Annotated in this window: 21 protein-coding genes and 1 pseudogene; 9 read left to right on the top strand and 13 right to left on the bottom strand. The window is 73.2% G+C overall.

Annotated elements, in window-relative coordinates; translation table 11 throughout:
- The first annotated feature begins 163 nt into the window (after positions 1 to 163).
- Entirely contained in the window at positions 164 to 397 is a 234-nt protein-coding gene (locus tag IE329_RS01355; RefSeq protein ID WP_190208859.1) for a hypothetical protein, read from the top strand.
- 710 nt (positions 398 to 1107) lie between these two features.
- On the opposite strand, the gene IE329_RS01350 is transcribed toward IE329_RS01355, so the two are convergent.
- The 5 genes from IE329_RS01350 to IE329_RS01330 form a co-directional block, all read right to left on the bottom strand.
- The gene (locus tag IE329_RS01350; RefSeq protein ID WP_190208858.1) at positions 1108 to 1986 is read right to left on the bottom strand and encodes a SigB/SigF/SigG family RNA polymerase sigma factor; all 879 of its coding nucleotides are present in this window, start codon (positions 1984 to 1986) and stop codon (positions 1108 to 1110) included.
- 165 nt (positions 1987 to 2151) lie between these two features.
- Complete coding sequence (locus tag IE329_RS01345) at positions 2152 to 2334, bottom strand: hypothetical protein (protein ID WP_190208857.1); 183 nt, start codon at positions 2332 to 2334, stop codon at positions 2152 to 2154.
- A 42-nt stretch (positions 2335 to 2376) separates the two neighbouring features.
- Positions 2377 to 2745: a hypothetical protein gene (locus tag IE329_RS01340; protein ID WP_190208856.1), complete on the bottom strand. Its 369-nt coding sequence runs from the start codon at positions 2743 to 2745 to the stop codon at positions 2377 to 2379.
- Between the two features lie 90 nt (positions 2746 to 2835).
- Positions 2836 to 3321 (bottom strand): Hsp20/alpha crystallin family protein, encoded by a 486-nt coding sequence (locus IE329_RS01335; RefSeq protein WP_190208855.1) that lies wholly within the window; start codon positions 3319 to 3321, stop codon positions 2836 to 2838.
- A gap of 264 nt (positions 3322 to 3585) precedes the next feature.
- The gene (locus IE329_RS01330; RefSeq protein WP_190208854.1) at positions 3586 to 3756 is read right to left on the bottom strand and encodes a hydrophobic protein; all 171 of its coding nucleotides are present in this window, start codon (positions 3754 to 3756) and stop codon (positions 3586 to 3588) included.
- 144 nt (positions 3757 to 3900) lie between these two features.
- Between IE329_RS01330 and IE329_RS01325 the strand changes: the two genes are divergently transcribed.
- Entirely contained in the window at positions 3901 to 4074 is a 174-nt protein-coding gene (locus IE329_RS01325) for a CsbD family protein (protein WP_190208853.1), read from the top strand.
- A gap of 432 nt (positions 4075 to 4506) precedes the next feature.
- On the opposite strand, the gene IE329_RS01320 is transcribed toward IE329_RS01325, so the two are convergent.
- Positions 4507 to 5133 carry an LURP-one-related/scramblase family protein gene (locus tag IE329_RS01320; RefSeq protein ID WP_229927074.1) on the bottom strand — a complete coding sequence of 209 codons (627 nt, stop codon included), beginning with the start codon at positions 5131 to 5133 and terminating at the stop codon, positions 4507 to 4509.
- A 1092-nt stretch (positions 5134 to 6225) separates the two neighbouring features.
- Between IE329_RS01320 and IE329_RS01315 the strand changes: the two genes are divergently transcribed.
- From IE329_RS01315 to IE329_RS01305, 3 genes are all read left to right on the top strand, one after another.
- A complete protein-coding gene (locus tag IE329_RS01315) occupies positions 6226 to 6798 on the top strand; it encodes a DUF5994 family protein (RefSeq protein WP_190208852.1) in 573 nt (190 codons plus the stop codon).
- Positions 6799 to 7097: 299 nt separating this feature from the next.
- Positions 7098 to 7331 carry a hypothetical protein gene (locus IE329_RS01310; protein ID WP_190208851.1) on the top strand — a complete coding sequence of 78 codons (234 nt, stop codon included), beginning with the start codon at positions 7098 to 7100 and terminating at the stop codon, positions 7329 to 7331.
- Between the two features lie 103 nt (positions 7332 to 7434).
- Positions 7435 to 8211 (top strand): hypothetical protein, encoded by a 777-nt coding sequence (locus tag IE329_RS01305; RefSeq protein ID WP_190208850.1) that lies wholly within the window; start codon positions 7435 to 7437, stop codon positions 8209 to 8211.
- Positions 8212 to 8219: 8 nt separating this feature from the next.
- On the opposite strand, the gene IE329_RS01300 is transcribed toward IE329_RS01305, so the two are convergent.
- A complete protein-coding gene (locus IE329_RS01300) occupies positions 8220 to 8504 on the bottom strand; it encodes a hypothetical protein (RefSeq protein WP_229927072.1) in 285 nt (94 codons plus the stop codon).
- Positions 8505 to 8784: 280 nt separating this feature from the next.
- On the bottom strand, positions 8785 to 9771 hold the full coding sequence (locus tag IE329_RS01295; RefSeq protein WP_190208849.1) for a helix-turn-helix transcriptional regulator: 987 nt from the start codon (positions 9769 to 9771) through the stop codon (positions 8785 to 8787).
- A gap of 336 nt (positions 9772 to 10107) precedes the next feature.
- Between IE329_RS01295 and IE329_RS01290 the strand changes: the two genes are divergently transcribed.
- From IE329_RS01290 to IE329_RS41370, 3 genes are all read left to right on the top strand, one after another.
- A complete protein-coding gene (locus IE329_RS01290) occupies positions 10108 to 10377 on the top strand; it encodes a hypothetical protein (protein WP_190208848.1) in 270 nt (89 codons plus the stop codon).
- Between the two features lie 15 nt (positions 10378 to 10392).
- Positions 10393 to 10689, top strand: a complete 297-nt coding sequence (locus IE329_RS01285; RefSeq protein WP_190208847.1) for a hypothetical protein — start codon at positions 10393 to 10395, stop codon at positions 10687 to 10689.
- A 147-nt stretch (positions 10690 to 10836) separates the two neighbouring features.
- A complete protein-coding gene (locus IE329_RS41370; RefSeq protein WP_190208846.1) occupies positions 10837 to 17034 on the top strand; it encodes a DNRLRE domain-containing protein in 6198 nt (2065 codons plus the stop codon).
- Between the two features lie 314 nt (positions 17035 to 17348).
- On the opposite strand, the gene IE329_RS01275 is transcribed toward IE329_RS41370, so the two are convergent.
- On the bottom strand, positions 17349 to 18167 hold the full coding sequence (locus IE329_RS01275; RefSeq protein ID WP_190208845.1) for a hypothetical protein: 819 nt from the start codon (positions 18165 to 18167) through the stop codon (positions 17349 to 17351).
- 304 nt (positions 18168 to 18471) lie between these two features.
- A complete protein-coding gene (locus IE329_RS01270; RefSeq protein WP_190208844.1) occupies positions 18472 to 19890 on the bottom strand; it encodes a glycosyl hydrolase in 1419 nt (472 codons plus the stop codon).
- 494 nt (positions 19891 to 20384) lie between these two features.
- On the opposite strand from IE329_RS01270, the gene IE329_RS01265 reads away from it, so the two are divergent.
- Positions 20385 to 21416, top strand: coding sequence for a LacI family DNA-binding transcriptional regulator (locus tag IE329_RS01265; RefSeq protein ID WP_190208843.1), 1032 nt, complete (start codon positions 20385 to 20387; stop codon positions 21414 to 21416).
- A gap of 40 nt (positions 21417 to 21456) precedes the next feature.
- On the opposite strand, the gene IE329_RS01260 is transcribed toward IE329_RS01265, so the two are convergent.
- The 3 genes and pseudogenes from IE329_RS01260 to IE329_RS01250 all read right to left on the bottom strand — a co-directional run.
- Positions 21457 to 22482, bottom strand: coding sequence for a LacI family DNA-binding transcriptional regulator (locus IE329_RS01260; RefSeq protein WP_190208842.1), 1026 nt, complete (start codon positions 22480 to 22482; stop codon positions 21457 to 21459).
- Between the two features lie 148 nt (positions 22483 to 22630).
- On the bottom strand, positions 22631 to 25174 hold the full coding sequence (locus IE329_RS41365) for a carbohydrate binding domain-containing protein (RefSeq protein ID WP_190208841.1): 2544 nt from the start codon (positions 25172 to 25174) through the stop codon (positions 22631 to 22633).
- Positions 25175 to 25583: 409 nt separating this feature from the next.
- A pseudogene (locus IE329_RS01250) lies at positions 25584 to 26465 on the bottom strand (glycoside hydrolase family 2 protein); the annotation flags it as partial.
- Positions 26466 to 26575: the final 110 nt, after the last annotated feature.

Below are 26575 nucleotides of genomic sequence, written 5' to 3'. Positions count from 1 at the left end.
CTTGACTGCTTGCTACGGGAGAAACACTAACCACGACACGTGGCAATGTCTACTCCAGCCAGCATAGATTTTTCGCTGTCCAAGGGGCAGGTATTCTTCGGCCCGAACAGCGACGGCCGATGCCGCAACGCCAGGACGGCGCCGATGAACGAAAGGACCGGCAATGGAGGAACAGCAGTCGGCGACTGAGGCGCGTGCACCCGCCACGCATCCCCCGCGCACCCGGGATTCGCTGCTGGCCGCACTCACCGAAGCCGTCCACGACCGCGACGAACACGTCCTACGCCGGCTCCTCGCCCGCTTCGCCGAACAAGCCGCCCTCACCGACCTGCCCGCCCTGCGCCACGCCCTCAATCCCCAACACCACCAGCACGACCGGCCACGGGCGCCCCCGTAGCCCACTCGGCCGCGACCCCGGCCAAAGGGCCGGCAGAGCCGGACGGCGCCGACCGCCGCCAGTGGGAACTCCGTCCTGGCAGGCGCACACCGCCGTCTGCAGACCGGGGATCCGGGACAGGTGTCGGACGACCTGCCGGACTTCCTCGGCGAGGTCTGTCCCACGCGGGCCGGTGAGCAGCCCCGCAGGGGCGCCGCGTCCCGCCGACCGACGTGACCCGCGACGACGACGGGCCCGAGGTAGGCCGGGCGGTGCGCGAGGCACTGGCCCCGGCGCCGTCGGGGAGCGGGCCGCCGCGTGGACCCAGACGCCGGCGGCGCGGCAGAGCGACCGGGGGCACCGGCGGGTGCTGGAGATGTTCGCCGAGGCGGTGCGGCGGGCGCTCGGGCGAGATCGTCCCGGGCGGGAACGGCGAGGTGAACGGCGCGCTGCGCCACCGCCTGGGTGCCCACGTGCTCCTGGGCGCCGCCGGCAACAGCGCAGCAGCCGCCGTGCCCCGTGTTCGGCGCTCTGGGCGCTCATGCCCACCACGCCTCTCCCTGATCGCCGGTCCCCGTGCCGGGCCCGGTCCCTCTGGTGTTGACGGGAGCCGACTTGGGCCGTCCGCGGGGCCGCACTTGGCAACCCGTGGCTCGACCGGGACCCTCAGCTGGTGGCGAGCCACTCCCCCGGTCTCGTCCCGCCGCTGTGGGACGGCCCACGCACATCCATTACTGCTCGGTGAGGAGGGCTTCCCGCAGGCGGCTCAGGGTGCGGTTGAGGATGCGGGAGATGTGCATCTGTGAGACCCCGAGGCGCTCCCCGATCTGGGACTGGGTCATCTCGGCACCGAAGCGCATGGAGAGGATCGCGCGCTCGCGGTCGGGCAGGGCTGCCACGAGCGGTTTGAGGCTCTCCAGGTCCAGGACCGCCTCGAAGCCCTTCTCCTCCACGGCGAACCGGGCGGCGATGCTGCCCTCGGCGTCCTCGTCGTCGCCGGGCATGTCCAGCGAGTGCGTGCTGTACGCCTCGGCGGCCTTCAGCCCCTCGATGACGTCCTGCTCGTCCATCGACAAGTGCTGCGCGATCTCCCGGGGTGTGGGAGCTCGGTCGAGGGCCTGCTGGAGGTCGTCGCCGGCCTTGGCCAGGGTGAGACGCAGCTCCTGCATGCGGCGCGGGACGTGGACCATCCAGGAGGTGTCGCGGAAGTAGCGCTTGATCTCGCCGGTGATGGTGGGCAGGGCGAAGGTGGAGAACTCGTAGTCCAGGGTGGGGTCGAAGCGGTCGATGGCCTTGATCAGGCCTATGGTGCCGACCTGGATGATGTCGTCCATCGGTTCGCTGCGGTGGCTGAAGCGGCGGGCGGTGAACTTCACCAGGGCGATGTTGAGTTCGATGAGGGTGCCGCGGACGTAGGAGTACTCCGGGGTGCCTTCCTCCAGGTCCCGCAGCCGCAGGAAGAGGTCCTTGGACAGGGCCCGGGCATCGGCGGGCGCGACCTCGCGGGGATTTTCCGCCCTCGGCAGGGCCGACGCCGGGGCAACGGGAAGGACTTGCCCGGTGATGCGATCGGCGGGGGCGGTGGTCGGCGCCACGTACTGAACGGTCATGAGGGTCGCTCTCCCTGTTGTGCTGCGGTGGGGCGTTCGGTGGTGCGGGTCGGCCTGCCTCCCCGGTCGGCCGCATGTGTCCGCAACAGAACAATTGACTGGTATACGGGTGCGTCTCGATGGGACCTGTCGTCACGCAGCCGCGGCCCGGCGGTGCTCGTGGCCTCACTGGCCCACGGAGACCGCGCGGCTCAGCAGGTCACGGACGGCGGGGGCGAAGTCGGTGGAGGCGAGCAGGAAACCGAAGGCGACGGCGACACAGGCGGCGAGGCCGGTCGTCTGTCGGCTGCGGACGAGCACGCCCAGGACCACGCCGAAGAACAGCACGGCGGACACGGTGAAGGTCACTGGGCCTCCCCAAGGGTGGCAGGTCGGTTTCGTCGCGGCGCGTCAGACGGCTGCGAGTTCCTCGGCGTTCGCCGGCACGGTGACAGCGGCGAGGGTGACGTCCGCCGGGCCGGCCGAGCTCAGCTCGGCGGGCAGCGGATGCTCCAGCCAGCGCACCAGCTGACGGCCCGTCGCCGTGGTCGGCGGGCGCAGCCGGCCGACCAGCGCCTCCTCGACCTGGCGGGCCTGCCGGCCCTGCAGTGCGGTGGTGACCGCCCGGCGGCCGTCGGGCAGGGTCACGAGCGCGGCGCAGGCGCCACCGGGGCGGGTCAGCAGCCCCACCAGCAGGCCGCGGCATGCCGCGCCGATGGTGGGCGCCGGATCGGGGCCGGTCCGTGGTGCCCGGTGCGGCGGGAAGGTGCTGGTCGTCATCTCAACTCCTAGAAGCCATGGCATTCGGGTTGCCGCCGGCGGCCCGCGCGGCCCCGGCGCCGGGGCCGCGCGGGCGAGCTCGGGGACTTGTCAGGCGTTGACCGCCTCGCGCTGGGCCTCGCGGCGGGCCGGCTCGGGCTCGTGCGGGGGCCGCACGGCCGCGGGGGTGTCGGCCTGCGTGCGGCCGGTGATTCGGATCTTGCGGGGCTTGGCCTGCTCCGTCGCCGGGATCCTCACGGTGAGGACGCCCTGGTCATAGCCGGCCTCGATGCGGTCGGTGTCCAGCGCGTCGCCCAAGAACACCTGCCGGGTGAACGTCCCCAGGGTGCGCTCGTCGGCCAGCACCTGCGCGCCCTGCGGCAGATCGGCCGGGCGCTGCGCGCGGACGGTCAGCACGTTGCGTTCGACGTCCAGGTCGATGGACGCCGGGTCGACACCCGGGAGATCCAGACGCAGGACGAAGCTCTGGCCGTCGCGGAAGGCCGTCATCGGCATCCCGGTGGGCTTCCCGGGGGTACCGAGCAGCTGCTGCGCGAGACGGTCGAAGTCGCGGAAGGGGTCGGTACGCATCAGCACGGTGATTCAACTCCTCACATTCGCAGGGGAACGAGCCGTCGGCAGTGGCAGGAAGGATCCCGCCCCAACAGATAATCTGCCGGGCCCATCGACAAGAAAGTTATAGCGCCGACATATGTTCATTGACAAGCATCGACTCAACTTCACGTGAGCCCTGCGACCGCCCATCCGCCGGGACGCCCGAAGGGGTTCGCCCGCACGGAGGCGGGGTGGGCGCTGCCCGCGCCCCACCCCGCCACCGGCCAGACCCTGTTCGCCCGGCTCCTACCAGCGGTACCAGCGGTGGCGCCGGCCCGAGGAATGTGTGCCACGCGCCAAGAAGCCCAGCAGCCACACCACCAGGACGACGATCGCCACCCACCACAGGGCCTTCAGCGCGAAGCCCGCACCGAACAGGAGCAAGGCCAGGAGCAGAACGAGAAGAAGGGGAACCATGGTGGCCTCCGCGGGATCCGTAGGTGTCGTGTCGAACGGCCGACTGCCCCGGCACGGCACGCATATTCGTACGAATCTTCCCGGCCGGGCCGGGCAGGCGTCCTCTCGTCAGCACGACGGCAGGGCGACTGCGAGGAGAGCACGATGAGCACCGGCGACAAGATCGAGAACACCGGCGAGAAGCTCAAGGGCGCCGCCAAGGAGACGGCGGGCAGGGCCGTCGGCAACGAGCGCCTGACGGCCGAGGGCAAGGCCGACCAGGCCAAGGCCGACATCAAGCAGGCCGGCGAGCACGCCAAGGACGCCCTCAAGCACTGACCGATCGAAGTGGGCCCCGACCGGATCGACCGGCCGGGGCCCACGTACGTCCACCAGAAGCCGCCGTCGCCACTGAGCGACACCCAGCCCGCCGCGTCCTGAGGCCTGCGGCGCCAACCCCGGCCCCGCCGTCACCCCCGACTACCGGGCACCGTTCCCTTCCCCGGCACCCTCCACAGCGTCACCGGCGACCTGTCCGGCGACCTCATCCCGTGCAGTCCCCATCCCGTGCAGTCCATTTTCGTCAGTCTCGATCCGGACCGCCGGCCCGGCATCGCGGAGGTCCGCTCCTGCCCTCGGCCCCTGGCCGCATGAGCAGATTCGCCGGATGGACCTGGCCGCCCTGACCCGCCACGGTGGCAGGTCCGTCCGGCGCGGACTCACGCCCCCTCCAGGGTGGACCGCGGGGAGCCGGCGTCGAGCGTGCCAGGGTCAGTCGCCGGGATGAGCCATCGAATCGATGGCGACGGCCGCAGCCAGGACAGTGGTGTGGTCGGCACCCGGGCCGATGTCCACGCCGTAGGTGTCCCTGACCCGGAACCACTTCTTGGAGACCTCCGCGATCTTGTAACCGTCGCGTTCGATGGTGTACTCGTGGTCGAGGACGTTGCCCTCGACCGTGAGCTCGTCGCCGTCCTCCTGCGTGATCCTCCACCGGTCACGGACCGGGCTGACCAGGGCCTTCTTGACGACCGCGAGGCGGTGCCCGTCGGCATCCTCGATCGCCATGGAGTCCTTGATCCGCATCGGCCTGCTCTGCACGGTCGCGACCCGGTGGCCCCGGGGATCCTCGATGTGGTAGGTCCGCCGGGCGCGTAGGGCCTTCCCGTTGACTTTGTAGACGTGCTCCCCGGCGTCGTTGTCGATCCAGTAGTCGTCACCGATGGCGATCATCTTCTGCTGCATGCTGTACCGGGTCACGCCCTCCCCGTTCTCGAAGGCGTGATTGGCTTCCCTGCGAGCCCTTCGTTCCTCGAACATCGTGGAGTCCTTCCAGCCCGGACGCTCCAGACCGGCACGGCGCATGCGGGCGCGGCCGGGAGCTGCGCTGCTCTCCATCCTCCGCCTTTCCCGAATCGGTAGCACCTGCGCGCACAACTGGAGCAGCTGCTGGGGCGCCTCGGCTCCAGGACACGGTGACGCGGACCGGGTAGCTCACCCTCGGCGGCAGCCGCCACAACGCCCGGCGGAAGCGCGACCGCGTCGGCGGGGGCCTCGGTGGCGGGCGGCCTCAGCGCGCTCTCGGGCCCGCGGTGCCGGGACGGTCAGTGGGCCTTGTCCCCTGCGGGAGGGGCCGCGCCGCCGGGGCCCAAGCGCCGGTGGCGCGTCACCGTGACCGGGTGCTGCGCCTGGTCGTCCATGGTGGGGCCGGCGCCCGCAGAAAGGGGGGCACACTCCGGCGGCAGCGGCCGGTCCCTGCCCTCAGTGGGCAGCGGGGCGTCGACGGGGGCTCGGGGAACGGGCGCCACAGCGCCCGGCGATCAGCGGGCATCCCGTCAGTCTTTCAGCCCGGCTGGGGTCCGAGCGCCATGGTCGACCTGCCGACCCGGGCCGGCGAGGGGCCCCTCTGGCCCTCGCGCCGACGGGTCAGGCGCTGTCGCCTTATCAGTCCCAGCGGAGCGGGCAACCGTTCGGGGACCGTCCGCCGGCCCCGTACGTCCCGAGTTCGGTGAGCAGCGCGACACCGTCGGCCAGCTCCTCCGCGCTCCACTCGGTGACGTCCACCAGCAGTCCGTCCGACGCGGCTACGACGACGATTTCGACGCTCAGACATACCGGACACCCTGCCCGCTCCCGACCGCTCCCGACCGCTCCACCGTATGGTTGTCCGCTCCACCTCATTCGCAGCTGCTGCCCTTCGGCCAACACGCAGATGACGGGCAGTCCGCGCAGGGCGGGCGGCGCAGCCGAGCACCATCGGTCGGCGTCGCGACCCCCGTCTCCGCGGGTCGCGGGGTCGCGGGCGGCCGTCATCCGGCCCCGGGGCCGTAGGGGTACGTCCCGCGGCCATGGTGGGTCGGGCGCCGCACCGGAGTAGCCTGGGAATCACCGAAGGCACATCGCATGCCGGCCCCGTACCGGCTTCGTCTCCGGAGACCGGCAACGCCGGGCCCATGTGAATGGACCCGGGGACAGGTCCAGGACATGACCGTGACCTTCGACCGTGCGACGACGCCGACGGCCTCCGAATCCCCCCTGCGGCTTTCCTTGACGCCCGACGGCGCGCGGGCCGGCCGGCTGGACGGAGCCTGGTGGCCCCGCTCGCGTGATCTCCTTCTCGAACTCCCTTCCCTCGCCGCCGAGATCGACAAGCGGTGGGGCCGGGTCACCCGGATCACCGTGAACCCCGCGCAGTGGCCCACCGTGCCCCCGCGGATCCCGGTCGCGGGTCACACCGTCCACGTGGGCTGGTTCACCACCGAGCAGGACGAGCACATGATCATGGTCTGCTCGTACGCCCCGCGCCGGCTGAACCTGTTGGTCGTCCCGCCTGCGACGGATGCTGTCGACGCGGCCCGCATGATGTCCGAGGCCGCGGCCTCTGCGAACGTCAGGACCGCGAGCGCCCTGCTGGCCGCCGAGACCGACGATGGGGCGGCGCGGCCGCAGCCCCGCTCGGACTTCCTGCCGTCGGCCCTCACACCCTCCCGCCGCGTCGGCGAGGCCGGCAGGCGAGCGGATCTCGCCCTCAACCGGGCCGCCTCCTGGTGGGTGCCCGCGTAGCCGGACGGGCAAGGCCCTGTACGCCTGGCCGGGCGATGTGGCCCGAGGTGTTGAGCGCCGTGGCACTGGTGCCCGCGCCCAGATCCCGACGGCTGTGGCCGGCGCCCCAGACCAGGGCGTGCCCGGCGCCGGAGTCGGGATCCGCGGTCCCGGGTCCGCGGGCCCAGGAACACGGTGGCGGAGGAGTGACCGGTCGTCACCTGGTCCAGGGCATGTTCTGCCATCCCCTCCGATAGCCGCTCGCGGGTTGCCACGCCCGCCCCCTACAGAGCCAGCCCGTTGAGAGGCGTCATGTGGCAATGCCTGCGGAATCGCCGGACTCGCCGGACTCGCGCGAACAGACCCGTCGCGGCGAAGGCCGAAGGGCATCGCCCGCAATCTGGGGCCACCGCTTCGGCATCGAGGTGGTCGCGCTGCTGACCGTCTTCGCTGTGCTCACGTTCCTGCTGGTCCCGGAGCCGTTCAGGTTCCTCCCGCTGCCGGGGGCCGGCCTCGTCATCGGCCGGCGCGCCAAGGATCGGCCGCGGGAGTAGTGCTGCCGCCACCGGACGTGCCGCTGCCCGACCGCGGATGAGCAGCCGGTCGGGCACGCCGGACCCGCGTCCGGTGTCGGCGGCCGCCGCTACAGTGCGGGCCATGACCGACACCACCACCGGCTCCGACTGGGAGCACCTGCTCACGGCCGCCTTCGGCCGCCTGCTCGACCTGCCGTTCGCCGAAGCCGACCCCGCCGCGGACCACGCGGTCCGGATCGGCGGCAACATGCTGTACGAGACCGGCTTCGGGAAGGATCCGGCCTGGGTGGGTCCGGCCGCGCTGAGCGGTGCCGAGCCGGTCCGGTGGGAGGGCTTCGTGTTCGACGAGGCCGACGGGACCTTCGCGTTCGACGCCGCCCGGTCGATATTCGAGTTCCGGGTCCCTGCGGAGAGCGGCTCCGCCTTCCCGGCGGCCTTCGTCGACGCGGTCGACGCGGCCTGCTTCGTCCCGCGCCTGATCCGCGGCGCGGACCTCGCCCCGCTGGTCGAGCAGCACGGCGTCGACCTCACCGGCCCCGCCGCCGCCGGCACGTGGTCCGTGTACTTCCCGCGGCTGGTCTCCGACGGCACCCTGCTGGGTGCGCTGCGAGCCGCGTGCGTCCTCGGCGACGGACCGCAGAGCCTCGTCGACTTCGGCGCCGAACCCGAGGAGGAGTGGCAGGACGCCCTGGACGCGATCCCCCACCCCGGCCTCCGCGCCCACCTCGCGTTCTTCTTCACCGACGGCACCGACGGCCTGATGCCGATGGGCGAGGACATCAACCTCCATGTGCTGGCCGACCTCGGCTGCCACGCGGTGGCGGGTTTCGAGGACGGCCACGGCCAGTTCGACGCGACGGTGGTCCGCCTCAGCAGGAAGGTGTCCGGCATCGTCTGACCGACGGCCTACATGTCCCAATCGCCGGGAGGGGTCGGCGCGGCATCCGGGTAGTTCTCCCGGACCTCGCGCAGTACCCGTGCATCGGCGGTGCAGACGTCCCAGCTCGTGCTGTCGAACTCTCTCAAGGTCACCGCAAGCTCCCCACCCGAATACCCCCTGAAGTCCCCGTCGACCGTCTGCAGGTCGGGCGCGGCCTGCGCCAACAACTCCAGGGTGCCGATTCCGACGCCCGTCGAAGCACCTTCCAGCGCGGCGCACGCCGCATCCAGCCGAGGGTGGTCGGTTCGCACCTTCCAGGTGAGGCCGAGCCCGAAGGATCCCAGTCGTACGAGGAGCTCCGCCAGGGTTACGTAGCGCCGGGTGACTTGCCCCGTGACGGGGTCTCTGGCTTCCCGCCACGCTGCGAACCAACCCCCTCCATTGTGTTGCTGATCCCGTCCGACCGAAACGGATTTCCAAGTAAGACCGCCGCCCTCACACCAGGACGAGCGCCGGCTGGTGCGGCACGAGATCGCTGCCGGCAACGCGCGATGTGCCGGGCGGCCCTCGGCCCCAGGGCCCGGGCAGGCCCTACAGCCAGCCCCGCTGGGCCGCCTTCAGGCCCGCCTCGAAGCGGCTCGCCGCATCCAGCCGCTCCATCAGGGCGGCCATCTGACGCCGCACCGTTCGCACCGAGACCCCCAGCCTCCGGCTCGCCATCTCGTCGGTCAGCCCGGTGGAGAGCAGCCGCAGCAGTTCCCGTTCCCCGGCGTTCAGGCCCGTCCGGCCGTCCTCGGGACGGTCGGCGCCGAGCGGGACAGCGTTCTCCCAGGTCTGCTCGAAGAGTGCGACCAGCGAGGCGACGATCCCGGGTTCCTCCGTGCAGAGGGCGCCGAGCTTGGTGTGCTGCGGGTCGATCGGCACCACCGCGGTGCGCCGGTCGAAGACCAGCATCCGCGGCGGCAGCACGGGCGCGGTCCGCACCCGGCCGCCGAGGTCGGTCATCCACTGCGCGTAGGCGAAGGTCTCCTGGTCGTTCCGGACGCTGTCCTGATAGATCGTCAACAACCTGACCCCGCGCCGCAGGGCGTCCTCGTCCAAGGGCCGTGAGGCCGCCAGGCTGGCCGCGGACTGGGCCCCGCCGGGCATCACGGCGAGGCACTCGCCGGCGAGCCGGCCGGTGAGCACCTCCAGCTTCGCCTGGATGGCGTCGAGGCCCACCAGCCGCTCGGCGCCGTCCACCAGGGTGTTGGGGCGCAGCACGGCGTACTCGGCGACGGCGCGCGCCACGGCGGCCCGGCTGACCTCCAGTTCCTGCTGGCGACGCGCGAGTTCCTCCTCCTGGCGGCGCAGCAGCAGTTCGAGGCCGCGCTCGGGACTGACCGGCCAGAGGGCGCCGGGGCGTTCACGCGAGGCGCGCAGCAGGGTGAGGTCGGCCAGGCGGTCCAGGGCCGCGCGGATGTCGGGCTCGGGCAGGTCCAGCCGTTCGCGGAGTTCGGCGACCCCGCCTTCGGGGTCGGCCAGCATCTCGCGGTAGACGGCCTCCGCGGTCGCGTCCAGACCCAGCAGCTTCAGCACTTCTAGACCCCTGATCGCGACGGGTTGGTGTCCGGTCGGCCCAGCCGGGCCGATCTTGTCAGCCGTCGCCGGCGGCCAGCAAGGCATGATCCGGTCAAGGGTGCGCCGGGGGTGCGCCGGCGCGCCGGAGGGGGTTGCAGCAAGCTGCCTGTCCGCTTGCTGCCGGGCGGTAGCCCTCCCCCTGCGGGGCGGGCGCCGGAAGGATTCCGGGTGGGCCCCCCGAGGTGCGCAGGACCCGCGGGGGGCCGCCCTCGCAGACCCCACGCGACCCTTCGGCACCCTGCGCCCCGATGCTCCACCGCCCTCCTCCCGCCGCCCGACAGAACGGGAACCACCGTGTCCACGTCCGCCCGACTGCTCGCCGCCGCCGCCCTGGCGCTCACCCTCGCGACCGCCGCCACCCCGGCCCTCGCCGCCTCCCCCGCCCCGTACGCCACCGCTGTCACCGCCGCCCCGGAAACCCCGTCAGACCCGGCGCTCCCGGCCGGCCCGCACATCGACCGGGACACCCCGCCTGCTGGCGCGCCGGTTCGAGGCGCCGCACCGGCCGGGGCAGCCCTCCTCGCCACGGACAAGCCGGGGATCGGCTGGGACGACTGGACCTGACCTGCCGTGTTCGCCGTGTACCTGACGCTCCGTCCGGACCACCCGCCGGACCTGCCCGCGGCCCCGTCGACCGACGGGGCCGCGGCGCCCGGCGACGGGGTGGCCGCTGTGGTCCAGGAGGCCCTGTGGGGGTACGCCCGGCCTGCGGACGGCCTGGAGCACATCCGCGCCAGGAGCGGGCCGCGCGGACTGGGGCTGGTCCTCTTCGTCCGGGCCCCCGACCGCGCCGAGGCCGAACGGCGGGCCAGGGCCCTGCTCGGCCGGGCGCTCGCCGAGGGGGCCGTCGGACGCTTCGCCCTCGCCCCGCCGTAGGCCGTCCGGTCACGAATCCCGTCCCGCGACGGAGGCGTTTTCCTGCCGCCCGTCCGCTTTCCACCGATCCTCGCCGGCCCTGAGTTTGGCCGGTTCGCAGCGGACCCTCCCGGGTCCGCTCCTGTCATACACACAACAAGGAGCCCCATGGCACGCCAGCACGGTCCCGGACACCGGTCCGGGGACGTCCCACCACCCTCCCCCCGACGGCGGCACGGAGCACTGCTGCGCCGCACCGCCATCGCCCTCTCCCTGGTGATCGCCGCCGAGTCGGCGGCCGTCCTCATGGCGACCGGCCAGGCCGTCGCCGTCGCCCCGAAGTCCCCCGCCGCACCGGCGGCCAAGGCGCTCGGCCCGGCCGAGGCCGAGGACGTCGCCACCGCCCACCTCAAGGCCCGCCTGCAGAACCGCCGGATCGAGGTGGTGGGCGAGCGGACCGAGTCCAGCACCACCTGGATCAACCCGGACGGCACCACCACCCTCGACATGGCCTCCGGCCCGATCCGCTACAAGGACCGCTCCGGCCGGTTCCAGCCGATCGACGTCGACCTCGCCCGGCAGCCGGACGGCGGCGTCAAGGCCAAGGGCCACCCCCTGGGCCTCACCCTCGCCGGCGCCACCCCGGCCGCCGCCGTCTCCCGCTTCAAGGCGTCCGGCGCCCCGGCCGGGGACCAGCAGGCCCCCGCCGTGCCGCTGGTCTCGCTGGACAACGGCGCGGGCACCGCGATGTCCCTGTCCTGGCGCGGCGCGCTGCCCGCCCCTGGCATCGACGGCCACCGGGCCCGCTACACGGACGCGCTGACCGCCACGGACCTGGTCATCGAGTCCACCCGGACGGGCTTCGAGCAGTTCCTGGAGCTCAAGGACCGTTCGGCGGTCGCCGCCAACGGCACCGTCACGCTCACCCTGAACGCGGCCGGCCTGCAGGCCCGGCAGAACGCCGACGGCTCGGTGTCGTTCGTCGACCCGAAGAACGGCCAGGAGGCCGGGCGGCTGCCCGCCCCCGTGATGTGGGACGCCCAGGTCGACGAACGCTCCGGCGACCACACCCGCACGGCGCCGGTCGGCCTCAAGGTGGCGCAGCGCGGCGACGACATCGACCTGACCCTCACCCCCGACGCGGCCTTCCTGAACGACCCGGGGACCAAGTACCCGGTGACCGTCGACCCGGCGGTCAACATCGGCGTCGGCTTCGACACCTTCGTCCAGCAGGGCTACGCCACCGACGTCTCGGCGCAGACCGAGCTGAAGCTCGGCAACAACGGCTCCGGACAGGTGGCCCGCTCGTTCCTGCAGTTCCCGATGGCGCAGATCAGCGGGAAGCAGATCACCAGCGGCAAGCTCAACCTGTGGAACTTCCACTCCTGGTCCTGCACCGCGAAGAGCTGGGAGGTCTGGGACACCAACTCGGCCTCCACCGCCACCCGCTGGACGGCGCAGCCCACCTGGAACCGCAAGTGGGCGACCACCACCGCGACCAAGGGCTACTCCAGCTCCTGCAACGACGGCTGGGTGAACACCGACATCACCTCCCTCGTGCAGGCCTGGGCCGGCAACGGCAAGGGCGCCAACACGCTGGGCATCCGGGCCACCGACGAGAGCGACCCGTACGGCTGGAAGAAGTTCAACTCCGGCAACGCGTCCTCCAACACGCCCTACCTGTCGGTGACGTACAACACCCCGCCGGCCGTCTCCACCCTGCTCACCCCGGCCGACGCCGCCCTCACCGGGGACGCCACCCCGGCGCTGTCCGCCAAGGCGACCGACCCCGACGGCGGCAACGTGGCGCTGGACTTCGAGGTCTGGGCGGCCAACGGCACCGCGGCCCTGCAGTCCGGCCGCTCCGCCTACGCGGCCTCCGGATCGACCATCACCTGGTCCCCCGGCACGGCGCTGGCCGCCGGTGCCTACAAGTGGCGCTCGCGCTCCTGGGACGGCACCGCCAACAGCGCCTGGTCGGCCTTCCGCACCCTCACCGTGGACACCACCGCGCCGGGCGCCACCACCGTCTCCTCCGGCGACTTCCCGGCCGGCCAGTGGTCGGGCACCCCGGACGCGGGCGGCTCGTACACCGGCTCCTTCACCTTCACCCCGCCGTCCTCCGACGTGAAGGACGTGCAGTACCGGCTGGACGGCGGCGCCTGGGTGACCGCGGCGACCACCGGCGCGGCGGTGACGGCGGCCCTCACCTTCAAGGCGGGCGCGCACACGGTGACCGCGCACACCCGTGACGCGGCGGGCAACGTCTCCGCCGACCGGACGTACACCTTCTACGCGGGCAAGGGTTCCGCGCTGGTGGCGCCCGGCGCGGGCGAGCGCCCGGCCCGCCGCACCTCGCTGCAGGCCGAGGGCAACAGCACCTACACCGGCGTGCGCTACCAGTACCGCCGGGGCGAGACGGACGCCTGGAAGGACGTGCCGGCCGCCAACGTCACCACCACCGACGGCAAGGCGGTGGCCGGCTGGCCGTTCGCCGCGGCCGCCGGCAAGCCGGCCCCGCTGAACTGGAACATCACCGACACCCTGGCCGAGAACGGCCCGGTCGACGTCCGCGCGGTCTTCACCGACGGCGCCGCCACCGACGCCACCGAGCCGAACACCGTCACGGTGGACCGCAACGCGGGCGACGCCCCCCAGACGCCGGTCGGCCCCGGCGAGGTGAACACCCTCACCGGTGACCTCACCCTGTCGGCCACCGACGCCGAGGGCTTCGGCCTGAGCGCCGAGCGCTCCTTCTCCTCCCGCCGGCCCGTCAACGGCTCGGCCCAGGAGGGCCAGGCGGCGATCTTCGGCCCGCAGTGGAGCTCCGGCACCAGCGCCGAGATCACCGACGCCGACTACACCTACGTCCGCCAGACCTCGGCGACCTCCCTCTCGCTGGTCTCCGCGGACGGCTCCGAGGTCGGCTTCACCGCCACCGGCGCCGGCGGCTGGAAGCCCGAGCCCGGCGCCGAGGACCTCACCCTGACCGGGGCGCTCACCGGATCCTTCACCCTGAAGGACACCGCGGGCACCACGGTCACCTTCGCCAAGGTCGACCCGGCCGCCACCACCTGGCAGGCCGGCGGCTCCTCGCTGCCCAGCGACAACTCCACCACCTCGGTGGTCTCGGAGAAGGTCGTGGCCGGCGGCAAGACCCTGGCCCGCCCGAAGTACGTGGTGGCGGCGACCTCGGCGACCGCCTCCGCCAACTGCGCGGCCGTGCCGTCCACGGTCGGCTGCCGGGTGCTGGAGTACGTCTACGCCGGCGCCACCACCGCCACCTCCTCCGCCACCGGCGACTTCACCGGCCAGGTGAAGCAGATCCGGCTCTGGTCCACCGACCCGGGCGCCTCCGCGGCCACCCCGGTCGTCGTCTCGCAGTACGCCTACGACGACCAGGGACGGCTGCGCGAGGTCTGGGACCCGCGGATCAGCCCCGCGCTGAAGACCACCTACGGCTACGACGCCGCCGGGCGGGTCACCACCGCGGCCGAGCCCGGCGAGCTGCCGTGGACCCTGGAGTACGGCAAGGCCGGCAACGCAGCCACCGCCGGTGACGGCATGCTGCTCGCCGCCTCCCGCCCCACCCTCAAGCAGGGCAGCACGGACGTCACCGACGGCACCGCCACCACCTCGGTGGTCTACGACGTCCCGCTGAGCGGCAACAACGCGCCGTACCCGCTGGGCCCGTCGGACGTCGCCGCCTGGGGCCAGAGCGACGCCCCGACCGACGCCACCGCCGTCCTGCCGCCCGACGCCGTCCCGGCGGGCCACGACGGCAAGGCGCTCGGCACCGCCGCCTACAACCGCGCCTCGCTGACGTACACCAACGCCTCCGGGCGCGAGGTCAACACCGCCACCCCCGGCGGCGGCATCACCACCACCGAGTACAACGCCTTCGGCAGCCAGGTCCGCACGCTCTCCGCGGAGAACCGCGTGCTCGCCCTGGCCACCACCGGCACCGACCTCGCCAAGCTGCGCGCCCTCGGCATCGCCGGCCGCTCCACGGCCGACCGCGCCCAGGTGCTCTCCTCGGCCTCGGTGTACTCGGCCGACGGCAAGCGCCTGGTCGAGAGCTACGACCCGCTGCAACTGGTCACCCTGGAGCACGGCCTGGCCGCCTCCGGCAGCAGCCCGGCGCTCGCCGCCGGCGCCGAGGTCGCGGCCCGCGCCGCCACCGTGACCGCCTACGACGAGGGCCGCCCGGCGGGCGCCTCGGTCAGTGACCGCGCCACCTCGGTGACCACCGGCGCCCGGATCGACGGGTACGCCACCGACGCCGACACCCGCACCACCGCCACGGCGTACGACTGGGCCCAGGGGCTGCCCACGCAGTCCGTGCAGGACCCGGCCGGCCTGAGGATCACCACCGGCACCGGGTACGACAGCAGCGGACGGGTGACCACCCAGAGCCGGCCCAACTCGACCGGCTCCGACGCGGCCACCACGGTGACCGCCTACTACGGCGCCACCGGCACCGGTGACTGCGCCGGCCACCCCGAGTGGGCCGACCTGGTCTGCTCCACCGGCCCGGCCGCCGCAGTCACCGGCGGCGGGAGCAACCCGGCGCAGACCCCGGCCCGGACCTTCCAGTACGACCGCTGGGGCAACGTCTCGGTGGTCACCGAGGTCGCCAACGGTGTCACCCGCACCACCACCCGCAGCTACGACGCCGCCGGGCGCCCGCTGAAGGTCTCGATCACCGGAGGCACCGGCACCGCCGTCCCCGACACCACGTTCGGCTACGACCCGGCCACGGGCGAGCTCGCCACCCTCGCCAACGGCAGGGCCACCATCAAGCAGGGCTACGACAAGCTCGGCCGGCTGGTCTCCTACGACGACGGCGCCGGCAACGTCGCCGCCACCGAGTACGACAAGCTGGACCGGGTGGTGAAGAAGTCGGACTCGGTGCCCTCCAGCACCACTTACGGCTACGACACCGCCAAGGACCCGCGCGGACTGCCCACCTCGCTCACCGACTCGGTCGCGGGCACCTTCACCGCCTCCTACGACGTCGAGGGCCGGCTGGTCACCCAGACCATGCCGGGCGGCAACACCCTGACCAACACCTACGACAGCCGGGGCATCCAGACCGGCAAGACCTACACCACCCAGTCGGGCACCGTGCTGCTCGCCGACACCGCGGACTTCACCGTCCACGGCCAGCAGGCCGGCATCACCCAGGCCGACGGCAACACCACCGGCACCACCTACACCTACGACGCCACCGGTCGCCTCACCAAGGCCGCCGCCACCACCGGCCTGGGGTGCGCCACCCGGTCCTACACCTTCGACAGGAGCAGCAACCGGACCAACCGCACCACCGTGACCGACGACTGCGACCCGGCCACCGCCGACGCCGTCACCAAGTCCGAGAACCACGGTTACGACACCGCCGACCGCCTCACCGACGCCGGCTACGCGTACGACGCCTACGGCCGCACCACCGCCCTGCCCAAGGGCACCCAGCTGAGCTACTACGCCAACGACCTGGTCCGCGGCGAGAGCCTCGGCGACACCCGCAAGACCTGGGACCTGGACGCCTCCGGCCGCCTCGCGGTCACCACCACGGAGACCAGGGGCACGGACGGGACCTGGGCGGTCACCGGCCTGTCGACCAACCACTTCGACGCCGGCGAGGACACCCCCGCCTGGTCGAAGGACGCGGCCGGCATGCTCACCCGCGACGTCCAGGACCTGACCGGCCAGCTCACGGCCGCCACCGGCACCGACGGCGGCGCGATCCTGCTGCTGACCAACCTGCACGGCGACGTGTCGGTCCAGATGTCCCCCGACGGCACCGAGGACCTCGCCGTCTACCACTACGACGAGTACGGCAACGTCGTCGACGCCACCGGCTCGACCGACTACGGCTGGCTCGGCGGGGCCCAGCGCGAGGCCGACGGCCTCTCCGACCTCACCCTGATGGGCGTGCGCCTGTACGACGCGACCACCGGCCGCTTCCTGCAGCCGGACCCGGTCCTGGAGGGCTCGCCGAACGCCTACGGCTACCCGGTCGACCCGGTCACCATGGACGACCTGACCGGGATGTCCTGGCGGAAGAAGTGGACCGCCTACTTCAGCCGCTCCGAGGGCAACACCATCGGTGTGCTGCTGTACGTGTCCGGCAAGATCAGCCAGGGCATCTCGAAGATCCTGCGGCGCCTGCCGCACATCGCCGCCCGGGCCGCCGGATACGTCCTGTGGGCGCTGTCCTACCTGATGAAGAAGGTCGGCAAGCAGTTCATCAAGGCCGCCAACAAGCGGGGCAGCCACGGTGTGAAGTTCACCTTCGGAATCTGGAGGTCCAGCCACTTCTGGGTGCCGGACCGCCCGATCTACCGGGTGAACCCGCGGTACTGAGCCGCGGGTGACGCTCCGCGGGGGCGGAGCGGGCCGGGGTGACACCGGCCGATGAAGGACAGGTGGGCCGGCCCGGGAGAGCTCCTCTCCCGGGCCGGCCGTCGTCGGTGGGGGCCGCGATGCCCGGCCGGCGCACCGTACCGGGCCGGCCGGGAGGTCGGGCACGCCGGGCGGTGCGTGGAAGCGATGGATGACGTCCCGCACGTATCCTCGTCCCGCCCTGATGGACGGGGAAGCGACGCAGGGCCCGCGCGATGCCGGCCGGCTGTCAGCGGGAAAGGCGATCTGTCAGTGGGATGTCGGAACGTGCCGTCTCAGGGCTTCGTCGAAGGCTCCCGTATCTCGCTCGGCCGGGGCCGCTCGATCCCCGGCGGTTGGCCGAACCCGTCGAGCGTGAAGGTGGCCCCGGGCTGACTGTTCGACGGGACGAGCTCGACCTTGACCGGATACGGCGTGCCTTCCGCCGCGACCGAGACCACCGCGACGCCGGAGCGGCCGGCCGAGCGCAGGATGACCACCGGGGTCTGTCCGACCGTGCCGGTGCCGACCCGGGTCACCTGGGAGGTCTTCGTCTCCGGGGCGTCGCTCCAGATCAGATCGGCCACCGGCTTGACGGTGCACCGCACCCGGTAGTCCTTCATGACCGCCTCGTTCCCGGCACGGGGGGACCACTTCAGCATGAGCGCAAGCACTTCGTCCATGTCCTCCGGCGGGGTGTGGCTCCTCGTCGCCGAGTCGTACTCCACCCACGTCCGGTCCGGATGCGACCAGGCCTCGTCGCCGATCATCCGGAACAGGATCGCCCCGTGCTCCACCGCCATCTCACCGGCGCAGCTGCCCTGCTGGTCGAAGGAGACGCGGTTCGTAGGATTCTTGACCTGGCTCGGCTGCTCGTGCAGCACCGACACCGACGACGAACCGGTCAGAGCCGCCCTGGCCCGCCGCGCGAGGTCGGGCGCCTCCGTGTCCTCACTGGGCGTCGCGGACGGCGTGGGCGTGGATGGTGCCGACGCGACGGCGGTCCCGCTCTCCCCCGGCGTCGCCTGCGAGGACTCCGCCCCTCCGCCGCACGCCGCCGGCCCCATCACCGCGACCATGCTCGCCGCGACCGCAAGCATCACCGAACGTCGCACTCACCCACCCCTGTTCATGTGCCGGAACGAGCACTGTCTCACGGGCCGGCGCCGGCCGACGGGGAGTTGCCGAACCGCCGGAGGAATACGCGAGCACTTCGACGGGCAGCCGGACGTCCGGATCCACTGCTCGGCGTCCGGAGCCAAGGTGCGGCCCGCTCGGTGGGTGACACGAACGTGTGGCGGATCGGCCGGTGCGCCGCCGGAGAGTCACGTCAGCTCGTCCGGTCGTCGGGGGCGCCCCGGCCGGGTCGGTCCGGCCGGGGCGCGTTCTCGGGTCGGTCCGGCCGGAGCCTTCCCGGGGTCAGACCGGCAGGGTCCACTTCTGCCAGGCGTTGGTGTTGCAGTCCCAGATCTGCAGCTGGGTGCCGTCGGCGCTGCTGCCGCCGGGGACGTCCAGGCAGCGCCCGGACTGCGGGTTCTTCAGCTGGCCGGACGCCTGGGCCTGCCACTGCTGCGCCGTGGTGCCGTTGCAGTCGTACAGCTGGACCCTGCTGCCGTTGGCGGTGCCGGCCGCGGTGATGTCCAGGCAGCGGCCGGAGTTGGGGTTGCGGATGGTGCCGTCACCGGCGACCGTCCAGGTCTGGGCGGTGCCGGACGCGCAGGTGTACAGCTGGACAGCGGTGCCGTTGGCGGTGCCGGCGGCCCGGGCGTCGACGCACTTGCCGGCAAGGCCGGTGATGGCCCCCGTGCCGCCGCCGGTGCCACCGGTGGGCAGGGTGATCTCCCCCTGGTTGACGACCCGCGGCAGGAAGTAGCCGGTCTGGATCTCGGCGTTGGTGTTGTTCCCGGTCAACTGCTCGGACCACAGCATGAAGTAGGCCCACTTCGGCTGGCTGTCGAGCAGGGCAGCGGTGGGGATCTTGCCGAGTTCGGCGATCGCGATCGGCTTGCTGCCGGCGATGGCGAGCATCTGCTGGTAGTCCGCGGCGCTCGGGTAGCTCTTGTACCAGGCGTCGAGGGAGACGACGTCGACGTACGCGGAGCCGGGGTAGTAGTTGGCCCAGCCGCCGGCGGGGTTGTCCTGCACGTTCCAGACCCAGATGAGGTTGGAGAGACCCTTGGTGTTGGCGAGGTAGTCATGGGTGATCTGGTACAGCTTGGCGCCGCCGCCCGCGCCGGGGCGGTTGCCCCACCAGTTCCAGCTCTCGTTCATCTCGTGCAGCGGGCGGAAGAGGACCGGCACCCCGGCGTCCTTGAGCTGCTGGAAGTAGGGGACGGCCTCGTCCAGGCGCTTCTTCCACGCGGTGTTGAGGGCGGTGCCCTCGGTGACGATCTGGGTGAACTGGTCATTGGTGATGCTGGACTTGACGCCGCCGTCGAAGGCGCAGCCGCTGCCCTGGGTGGGCGGGCAGACGTGCCAGGTGAGCGCGACCAGCGAGCCGTTGGCCCACTCGGTCCTGGCCTGGTTGACGACGCTCTGCCGGTTGGCGACGTCGGAGGGGTTGAACATCAGGTCGCCGCCCCACAGGCCGGGGAACTGGCCGGTGATGTTCTTGACCTGCTGGGTGTACTGGGCGGGGGCGGAGGCGGGCTCCTTGTTGTGCTGGCCGGAGACGATGTGGTTGCCGGTGACGGACTGCAGGTAGGCCAGGACGCCGGCCTTGGGGGTGGCGGGGAAGGCCTGGGCCTGCGGGACGGGCAGGGCGGTCACGAGCAGCGCGGCGAGGGCCGCGGCGAGCGCGGCGCCGCGGGCGGACAGCCTGCTGAGGGCTTGACGCATGGTGGTCGGCTCTCTGGTGGAGGGGTGGGGGGGACCGCCCGGGGCACGCGGTCCGCTCGCAGTGGCCGGCCCGGTGCGGCACCGAGGTGTGCTCCGGGTCGGCCATGGGGTCCTGCGGGGGCGCGGCGTGACGGGCGTCAGGTGGCGTGCGGGATGCCGGCTGCTGCCGCGCAGCCCGTCCGGCGCTGGTTTCACGGCGGGAGCGCACCTGAGATGAACCGAGTAAGCGGCATGAACATACGGCCGGGCGGCGACGCCGTCAAGAGCGGGCGCACCACCGACGCGGGCTCAACTTCGGCCGGATTCAGGCGAATCCGGCGCCCGGCGGCTGCGGCCGGGTGCTGCCCGCGGTGTCCGGCGGCAGCCGCCGTCGGCGCCCGGTCGCGGCGAACCGCTGGTTGCGGCGAACGCCGGTGCGTATCATCGGTGAACCGAGAAAGCCATGAGAGCCGTGCGGCCCGCAGCAGGCGGCCGACGGCGGGACGGGAGCCCTGGTGAGACGTCCGACCATCAGCGACGTGGCGCGGGCGGCCGGGGTGTCCAAGGGGGCCGTGTCGTACGCCCTCAACGGGCGGCCGGGCGTGTCGGAGGCCACCAGGCGGCGCATCCTGGCCGCCGCCGAGGATCTGGGCTTCCACGCCGACCGGGCGGCCGTGGCGCTGGCCGGGGCGCCGGCGAGGGTGGTCGGCCTGACGCTGCACCGGCCCGCCCGGACGCTGGGGGTCGAACCGTTCTTCATGGAGCTGATCAGCGGCCTGGAGGCCGAACTGTCGCTGCGCTCCTACGCCCTGCTGCTGCACATGGTCGCCGGCCGTGAGCAGGAGACGGCGGTGTACCGGCGCTGGCGGCACGAGCACGCGGTGGACGGCGTGCTGGTCTGCGACCTCGTCGAGCACGACCCACGGCTGCCGGTGCTGCGGGAACTCGGCTTCCCCGCGGTGGTGATCGGCCCGCCGCCGGCCGACGAGCCGGTGTCCAGCGTCTGGTCGGACGACGCCGTTTCGCTCCAGGAGGCGGTGGAGTACCTCGCGGCCCTGGGCCACCGCCGGATCGGGCACGTGGCGGGCATCCCGGACCTCGCGCACACCGCGATCCGCGCCGGGGCCTTCGCCGAGCACGCCCGTCGGCTCGGGCTGGAGGCCGCCCCCTGCGCGTACACCGACTACACGGGGCCGGACGGTGCCCGCGCCACCAGGCAGCTGCTGGGCGCCGCCGGGCGGCCCACCGCACTGGTCTACGACAACGACATCATGGCGGTGGCGGGCCTGGCCGTCGCCGAGGAGCTGGGGTTGTCGGTACCCGGGGACCTCTCGGTCGTGGCCTGGGACGACTCCCCCGTCTGCCGGATCGTGCACCCGGCGCTGACCGCCCTGTCCAGGGACATCGCGACGTACGGCCGGCAGGCGGCGCGGCTGCTGCTGGCCTCGCTCGACGGGCGGGAGGCCGTCGGGGTCGCGGTGGAGCCCGCCCATCTGGCGCCGCGTGCCAGCACCGGCGCCCCGGCGGACGCCCGGCCGTCGGCCTGACGCCCGCCGACGGCCGCGGCGGAGCCCGGCCGATGCGACGTCAGGCGGGTTGCGGGGCCGGGCCGCTGCTCCCGCGGACCAGCAGGACGGCCGTGTGGTCCAGGACGGCGGCCGGCGGCCTGCCCTCGATCGTCTCGAACAGCAGCTGCGCGGCGTGCGCGCCGTAGGCGACGATGTCGCGGCCGAGGACGGTCAGGGCGGGGCGTACGGCCCGGCAGAGCGGTGAGTCGTCGAACGCGACGATCGACAGGTCGGCCGGCACCCGCAGCCCCATCTCGCGGGCCACCGCCAGGCCCGCGACCGCCATCACGTCGTTGTCGTAGGCGATGGCCGTCGGGCGGTGCGGCGAGCTGAGGACCCGCCGGGTGGCGAGGCCGCCGGTGCGGACGGTGTAGTCGGCGCAGGCGATGCTCGCCCCGACTCCCGCCGCTCGGCATGCCGTACGGAAGGCGGCGTCACGGACGGCGGTGTGCAGCATCCCCGCCGGCCCGCTGACCCGGGTGATGCCGCGGTGGCCCAGGCCGGCCAGGTGGCGGACGACGGCCTCGACGGCGGTGGCGTCGTCGCTCCAGATGCCGGTGAGCGCGTTCCCGGGGACGGGGCCGCCCACGACGACGGCGGGCAGCCCCAGTGCGGCCAGCGGCCCGATGCGCGGGTCGTCGGCCTCCAGGTCGCACACCAGGACGCCGCCGACCCGCCGTTCGGCGTGCCAGCGCCGGTAGACGGCGACCTCCTCGGCCGCGTCGCCGACGTACTGCAGGGCCAGGCCGAGGTCGCGGGCGGCCAGTTCGGTCTGGATGCCGCTGATCAGTTCACGGCGGAACACCTCGACGGTGTGGGCGTCCGAGGCGGGCCTGCGCAGGGTCATGCCGAGCGGGCGTGCGGCCGTGCCGTGCAGGGCCCGGGCGGAGGTGTTGGGGTTGAAGCCGAGGTCCCGGGCGATGCCGAGGATCCGCTCACGCATCTGCTCGGAGACGCCGGGGCGCCCGTTCAGCGCGTAGGAGACGGTCACCCGGGAGACGCCGGCCTGCCGGGCGATGTCGGCCATGGTGGGCTGGCGCGGCATGGGCCTCCTCCGGACGGGCGCACCGCGAGCATACCCGCCGGACGGGGCCCGGCAACGGGTGTGCCGGCAACGGCGGCCGGGGCCGGGCGGCCCCGGCCGCGGACGCCGGACGGGTGCGTCCGGACGGGCTGCCCGGACGGCGCGGGTGTCAGCGGGTGGCCGTGACGGAGTCGATCCAGGCGGTGCCGGTGGCGGCCTGGCCGTTGAAGTAGAAGGAGAGCTGGGTGACCTTGCCGGCGTCGAGGGTGCCGGGGGTGGCCCAGGCGGGGTTCTTGAAGCTGTTGAGCGGGATGGTGAGGTCGGTACCGGTGGTGTCGGTGAGCGGGACGGTGGTCTCCCAGTAGGTGCCGTTGGCCACGAACTGCACGGTCAGGGCCTGGTCGGCGCTGCCGTCGGAGCGGGCCCACAGGCGCAGCGCGGTGGCCCCTCCCCAGTCCTGCGGGGTGGGGAGGGTGCGGATGATGCCGGCGTAGCCGGGGGCGCCGTGGTCGTAGGCGGCGCGCAGGCTGTGGCCGGTGCCGTCGGCGTGGGCGGTGTCGAGCGTGCTGGTGACGGCTCCGCCGCCGGTGTTGCGGGGGTAGGCGGTGGCGAGCGCGCTGTCGGTGGGGTAGCTCTCGAAGTCGTCGACGACGAGGTCGCCGGTGGTGAAGGTGGCGGGTGCGTTGCCGGCGGGGGTGGCCCCGGCGGCGTTCACGGCGGTGACGGTGTAGTGGTAGGTGGTGTTGGGCTGGAGGTTGGCGGCGGGGGCGTAGGTGGTGCCGCGGATGCTCGTGGCCTGGAGGACGGGGGCGGAGAGGTCGGCGTTCTTGGAGACGGTGAGGGTGTAGTAGGCGGCGCCGGGGGCGGCGGTCCAGGTGAAGGGGGTGCGGGTGTCGACGCCGGTGGCGCCGGCGGCCGGGGTCTGCTGGAAGGCTCCGGGCCTGCCGGTGGCCGGGGAGGCGGTGGCCGCCCTCCAGGTGGCGCCGGTGAGTGGTGCGGGGTGGGCGTCCGCCTTCCAGTCGAGCCGGACGTGGCCGGTGGCGCGCAGGTCGTCGAGGGTCAGCAGGGTGTGGTCGCCGCGGCGTTGCGGGGTGGGGGTGGCGTTCACCCAGGTGACGCCGTCCGCGGAGGTCTGGACGGTGGGCAGGGCGGAGCGGTCGAGGGTGGCCAAGTCGGCCTGGAAGCCGGTGAGGCCCGGCCGGCTCCAGGTGATCTGCCCGGTCTTCCGGGGGGCCGGGGCGACGCGGACGCCGTCGCCGTCGGGGGTGGTGGTGAGGGTGTCGCTGTGCGAGGAGGTGAGGATGAAGCTCTGCAGCGGGTCGGCGGCGCTGTCCTGGCCGGGGGCGGTGGCGAGCGCCGGGGAGGTGGCGAGCGGGCGGCCGGCGCGGTCGAGGGCGACGACGCGGTACCAGGCGGGGGTGGCCGGGGTGGCGGGGTCGAGGTAGGGCGCGTCGTTGTCGGAGAGTCCGGTGGCGACGGTGGTGTAGGGCCCGTCGGCGCCCGCGGTGGCGCGTTCGATGCGGTAGCCGTCGGCGCCGGCGGTGCCGCGCCAGGCGATCTGGTTGATGCCGGCACTCTTGGAGACGGACGTGACCAGGGGCGGCGTGGGGGCGACGGCGGGGCGCGGCCGGTCGCCGGCGACGGTCAGCGCGAAGGCGGACTCGGCGAGGACGGTGGCGCGCATCGCGGCGGTGTCGCCCGGGTGGTGCAGGGTGAAGGTGTCGTCGTGCTGGACGTAGCCGTGGTCGTCGGCGTGGCCGAACAGGGACCAGGAGAGCGCCCCCGTGACGTTCGGGTCGTCGGCGAGCGCGAGCGCGTCGGCGGCGGTGACGCTGGTGGTGCCGTGCTCGCCGGCCAGGTAGACCTTGCCCTTGGCGGTGATGGCCTTGGCGTCGGCGGCTTCGGTGGCGGCGTTGCTCGGGTAGTAGTGGACGTCGACGATGTCGACCTGGGCGGAGGCGAGCGCGGCGGCGTCGACGCCCTGCTGGCGGCCGGCCGCGACCAGTTGCCGGGGCGCCAGCTTGTGGAGGTACGCACCGATCTGGTCCGCCCAGCTGGTGGTCATGTCGTTGAGTTCGTTGCCGAGCGACCAGGACATGACGGTGGGGTCGTCCTTCAGTGCCAGCCCGGTGTAGGGGTTGACGTGGTTCAGGACGTGGGCGATGTACTCCTTGTACGCGGCGATGGCGCGGGCGTCGGTGTAGAAGGCCTTGGGTTCGAGGCCGAGCCATCCGGTGATGTTCGTGTAGCCGCCGGAGTAGTACGTCCACTGGTCGGTGAGCGGCACGACCAGGCGCAGGCCCAGGGCGCGGGAGCGGGAGACCGCGTAGTCGATGCTGGCGAACGCGGCGTCGTTGTACTGCCCGAGGGCGGGCTGGATGCACTTGGCGCAGCCGAGGGAGGTGCCGAGGGTGTGGGAGCGGATGACGCCGGCGTTCATGGCGCGCGCGGTCTTGAGGGCGTCGTCGATGCGGTAGGTGGTGGGGTAGTCGACGCCGCCGACATTCTCGTCGAGGCCGAGCCAGTAGAGGTTGGTGCCGCCGAAGCGGAAGGGGTCGCCCTGGAGGGCGAGGTGGGTGCCGTCGCGGGTGACGAAGGCGTCGGCGGCCGCTGCCGGGGGGCGGGCGCCGGCCGGGGCGGTGGTGGCGGCGACGGCGAGGCAGGCCGCCGCGAGGGTGGCGGCCGTCGTGGTGCGGCGGGCGGTTCCGGGCATGGGTGGACCTCTCGGGGGTGGTGGGTACGGCTGGGTCCCGCGCACGGTGGGCCCCCAGGGCGGCCGGACCGGGAGGCGGGACGCTGCGGCGGGCAGGACGCGCGAGGGACGCGGCGGGTGGATCGGCGAACCGTGGGAGCGGACCGCCCCTTCGGACGGCCTCGATACCGGGGAGGCGATCCCGCGGAGGGGTGCAGGGCCGGCAGGAGGGCGGGCCGGGCGGTCGCCAGGCCGGTGGTGCCGGCGGGCGGCCCGGCGGCGTGGCCGGGCCGCCCGCCGGGTTTCACCGGCGCCGGTGCGGTTCGTGCTGTCCCGGGTGACACCGGTTCGGCGTCCGGCCCCGACGGAGACCCCGGCGCGCGCCGCGGCGTATCGATGTGGCGCGACGCCGGGGTGTCAGGGGCTGTGACTACCGACGGTGCTTGGTGCGGGGGGAGTTGACGCAGCGCAGCGCGGTGGTGAGGTCGGCGCCGGGGTCGGCACCGGTCCAGTTGTCGACCTGGAAGACGGTGCTCTCACCGGGCAGCAGAGTGGTGAGGCCGCGGTCGGTGCGGGCGTCGGGGTGCAGGCGGTCGGCCTGGAGCAGCAGGTCGCGCAGCAGGGTGCGGGCGGTGACGGTGATGGTGGCGCCCGGGCCCTGCGGGGTGACCACGGCATCGAATTCGGCATCGGGGTAGGCGAACCCGGCGTCGGTGGTGGCGAAGTGCCAGGCCCGGAGGGTGTCGGCGTCGGCCGTCCAGAGTTCCTTCGCGGTGTCCGCGGCATCGGCGACGGCGGCCGGTACGTCCAGGAGGGTGACCGTGCGGGGTGCTGCGGTGAACGCGAGTCCGGCGGCCGCGAGGGTGGTGCCGTCGGTGGAGTGGCGTTGCACGGTGACGGCGCCGGTCCACGGCGTCGCACTCTGGTTGACCACGGCGACGACCAGCCGGCCGTCGCGCTGTTGGAAGGTCAGGAGACGGTCGGCGTAGAGGCGGCGCAGCTCGTGGTAGAGCGGCTTGAGCCGGCCGTCGCCGTCGATGGCGGCCCAGGAGGTGACGGGCCAGCAGTCGTTGAGCTGCCACAGGACGGTGCCGGCGCAGACGGGCCAGTGGGAGCGCCAGTGCTCGACGCCGGTGGCGATGGCGCGGGCCTGGTTGACCTGGGTGAGGTAGTGCCACTCGTCGAAGTCCGCGGGGGCGTCGAAGTGGTGGGCGAGGCCGCGGTCGAGTTTGCCGTGCCGTCCTCGGCGGGTGTGCACGCAGCCGGGGACCTGGGCGGGCACGGCGTCCGTGGACAGGGCGGGCGGCGCCTGCTCGGGGGTGTGCCGGGCGGTGTCGAGTCGCAGTGTCCAGCCGTCGGTGATCGGCGTGCGGACGGTCATGCGGTTCTCCTCGTGCTGCGGGGCGGGCCGGTCCGGGCCGC

The organism is Kitasatospora indigofera (assembly GCF_014655955.1).
Classification (GTDB): domain Bacteria; phylum Actinomycetota; class Actinomycetes; order Streptomycetales; family Streptomycetaceae; genus Kitasatospora; species Kitasatospora indigofera.
Note: the sequence above shows the minus strand (reverse complement) of the source record. Positions and strands in the feature narration are given on the sequence as shown.

Coding starts and splice junctions, on each gene's coding strand:
- IE329_RS01355 (WP_190208859.1), top strand. CDS start 164: ATGGAGGAACAGCAGTCGGCGACTGAGGCGCGTGCACCCGCCACGCAT.
- IE329_RS01350 (WP_190208858.1), bottom strand. CDS start 1,986: ATGACCGTTCAGTACGTGGCGCCGACCACCGCCCCCGCCGATCGCATC.
- IE329_RS01340 (WP_190208856.1), bottom strand. CDS start 2,745: ATGACGACCAGCACCTTCCCGCCGCACCGGGCACCACGGACCGGCCCC.
- IE329_RS01330 (WP_190208854.1), bottom strand. CDS start 3,756: ATGGTTCCCCTTCTTCTCGTTCTGCTCCTGGCCTTGCTCCTGTTCGGT.
- IE329_RS01325 (WP_190208853.1), top strand. CDS start 3,901: ATGAGCACCGGCGACAAGATCGAGAACACCGGCGAGAAGCTCAAGGGC.
- IE329_RS01320 (WP_229927074.1), bottom strand. CDS start 5,133: ATGGAGAGCAGCGCAGCTCCCGGCCGCGCCCGCATGCGCCGTGCCGGT.
- IE329_RS01310 (WP_190208851.1), top strand. CDS start 7,098: ATGCCTGCGGAATCGCCGGACTCGCCGGACTCGCGCGAACAGACCCGT.
- IE329_RS01305 (WP_190208850.1), top strand. CDS start 7,435: ATGACCGACACCACCACCGGCTCCGACTGGGAGCACCTGCTCACGGCC.
- IE329_RS41370 (WP_190208846.1), top strand. CDS start 10,837: ATGGCACGCCAGCACGGTCCCGGACACCGGTCCGGGGACGTCCCACCA.
- IE329_RS01270 (WP_190208844.1), bottom strand. CDS start 19,890: ATGCGTCAAGCCCTCAGCAGGCTGTCCGCCCGCGGCGCCGCGCTCGCC.
- IE329_RS01260 (WP_190208842.1), bottom strand. CDS start 22,482: ATGCCGCGCCAGCCCACCATGGCCGACATCGCCCGGCAGGCCGGCGTC.
- IE329_RS41365 (WP_190208841.1), bottom strand. CDS start 25,174: ATGCCCGGAACCGCCCGCCGCACCACGACGGCCGCCACCCTCGCGGCG.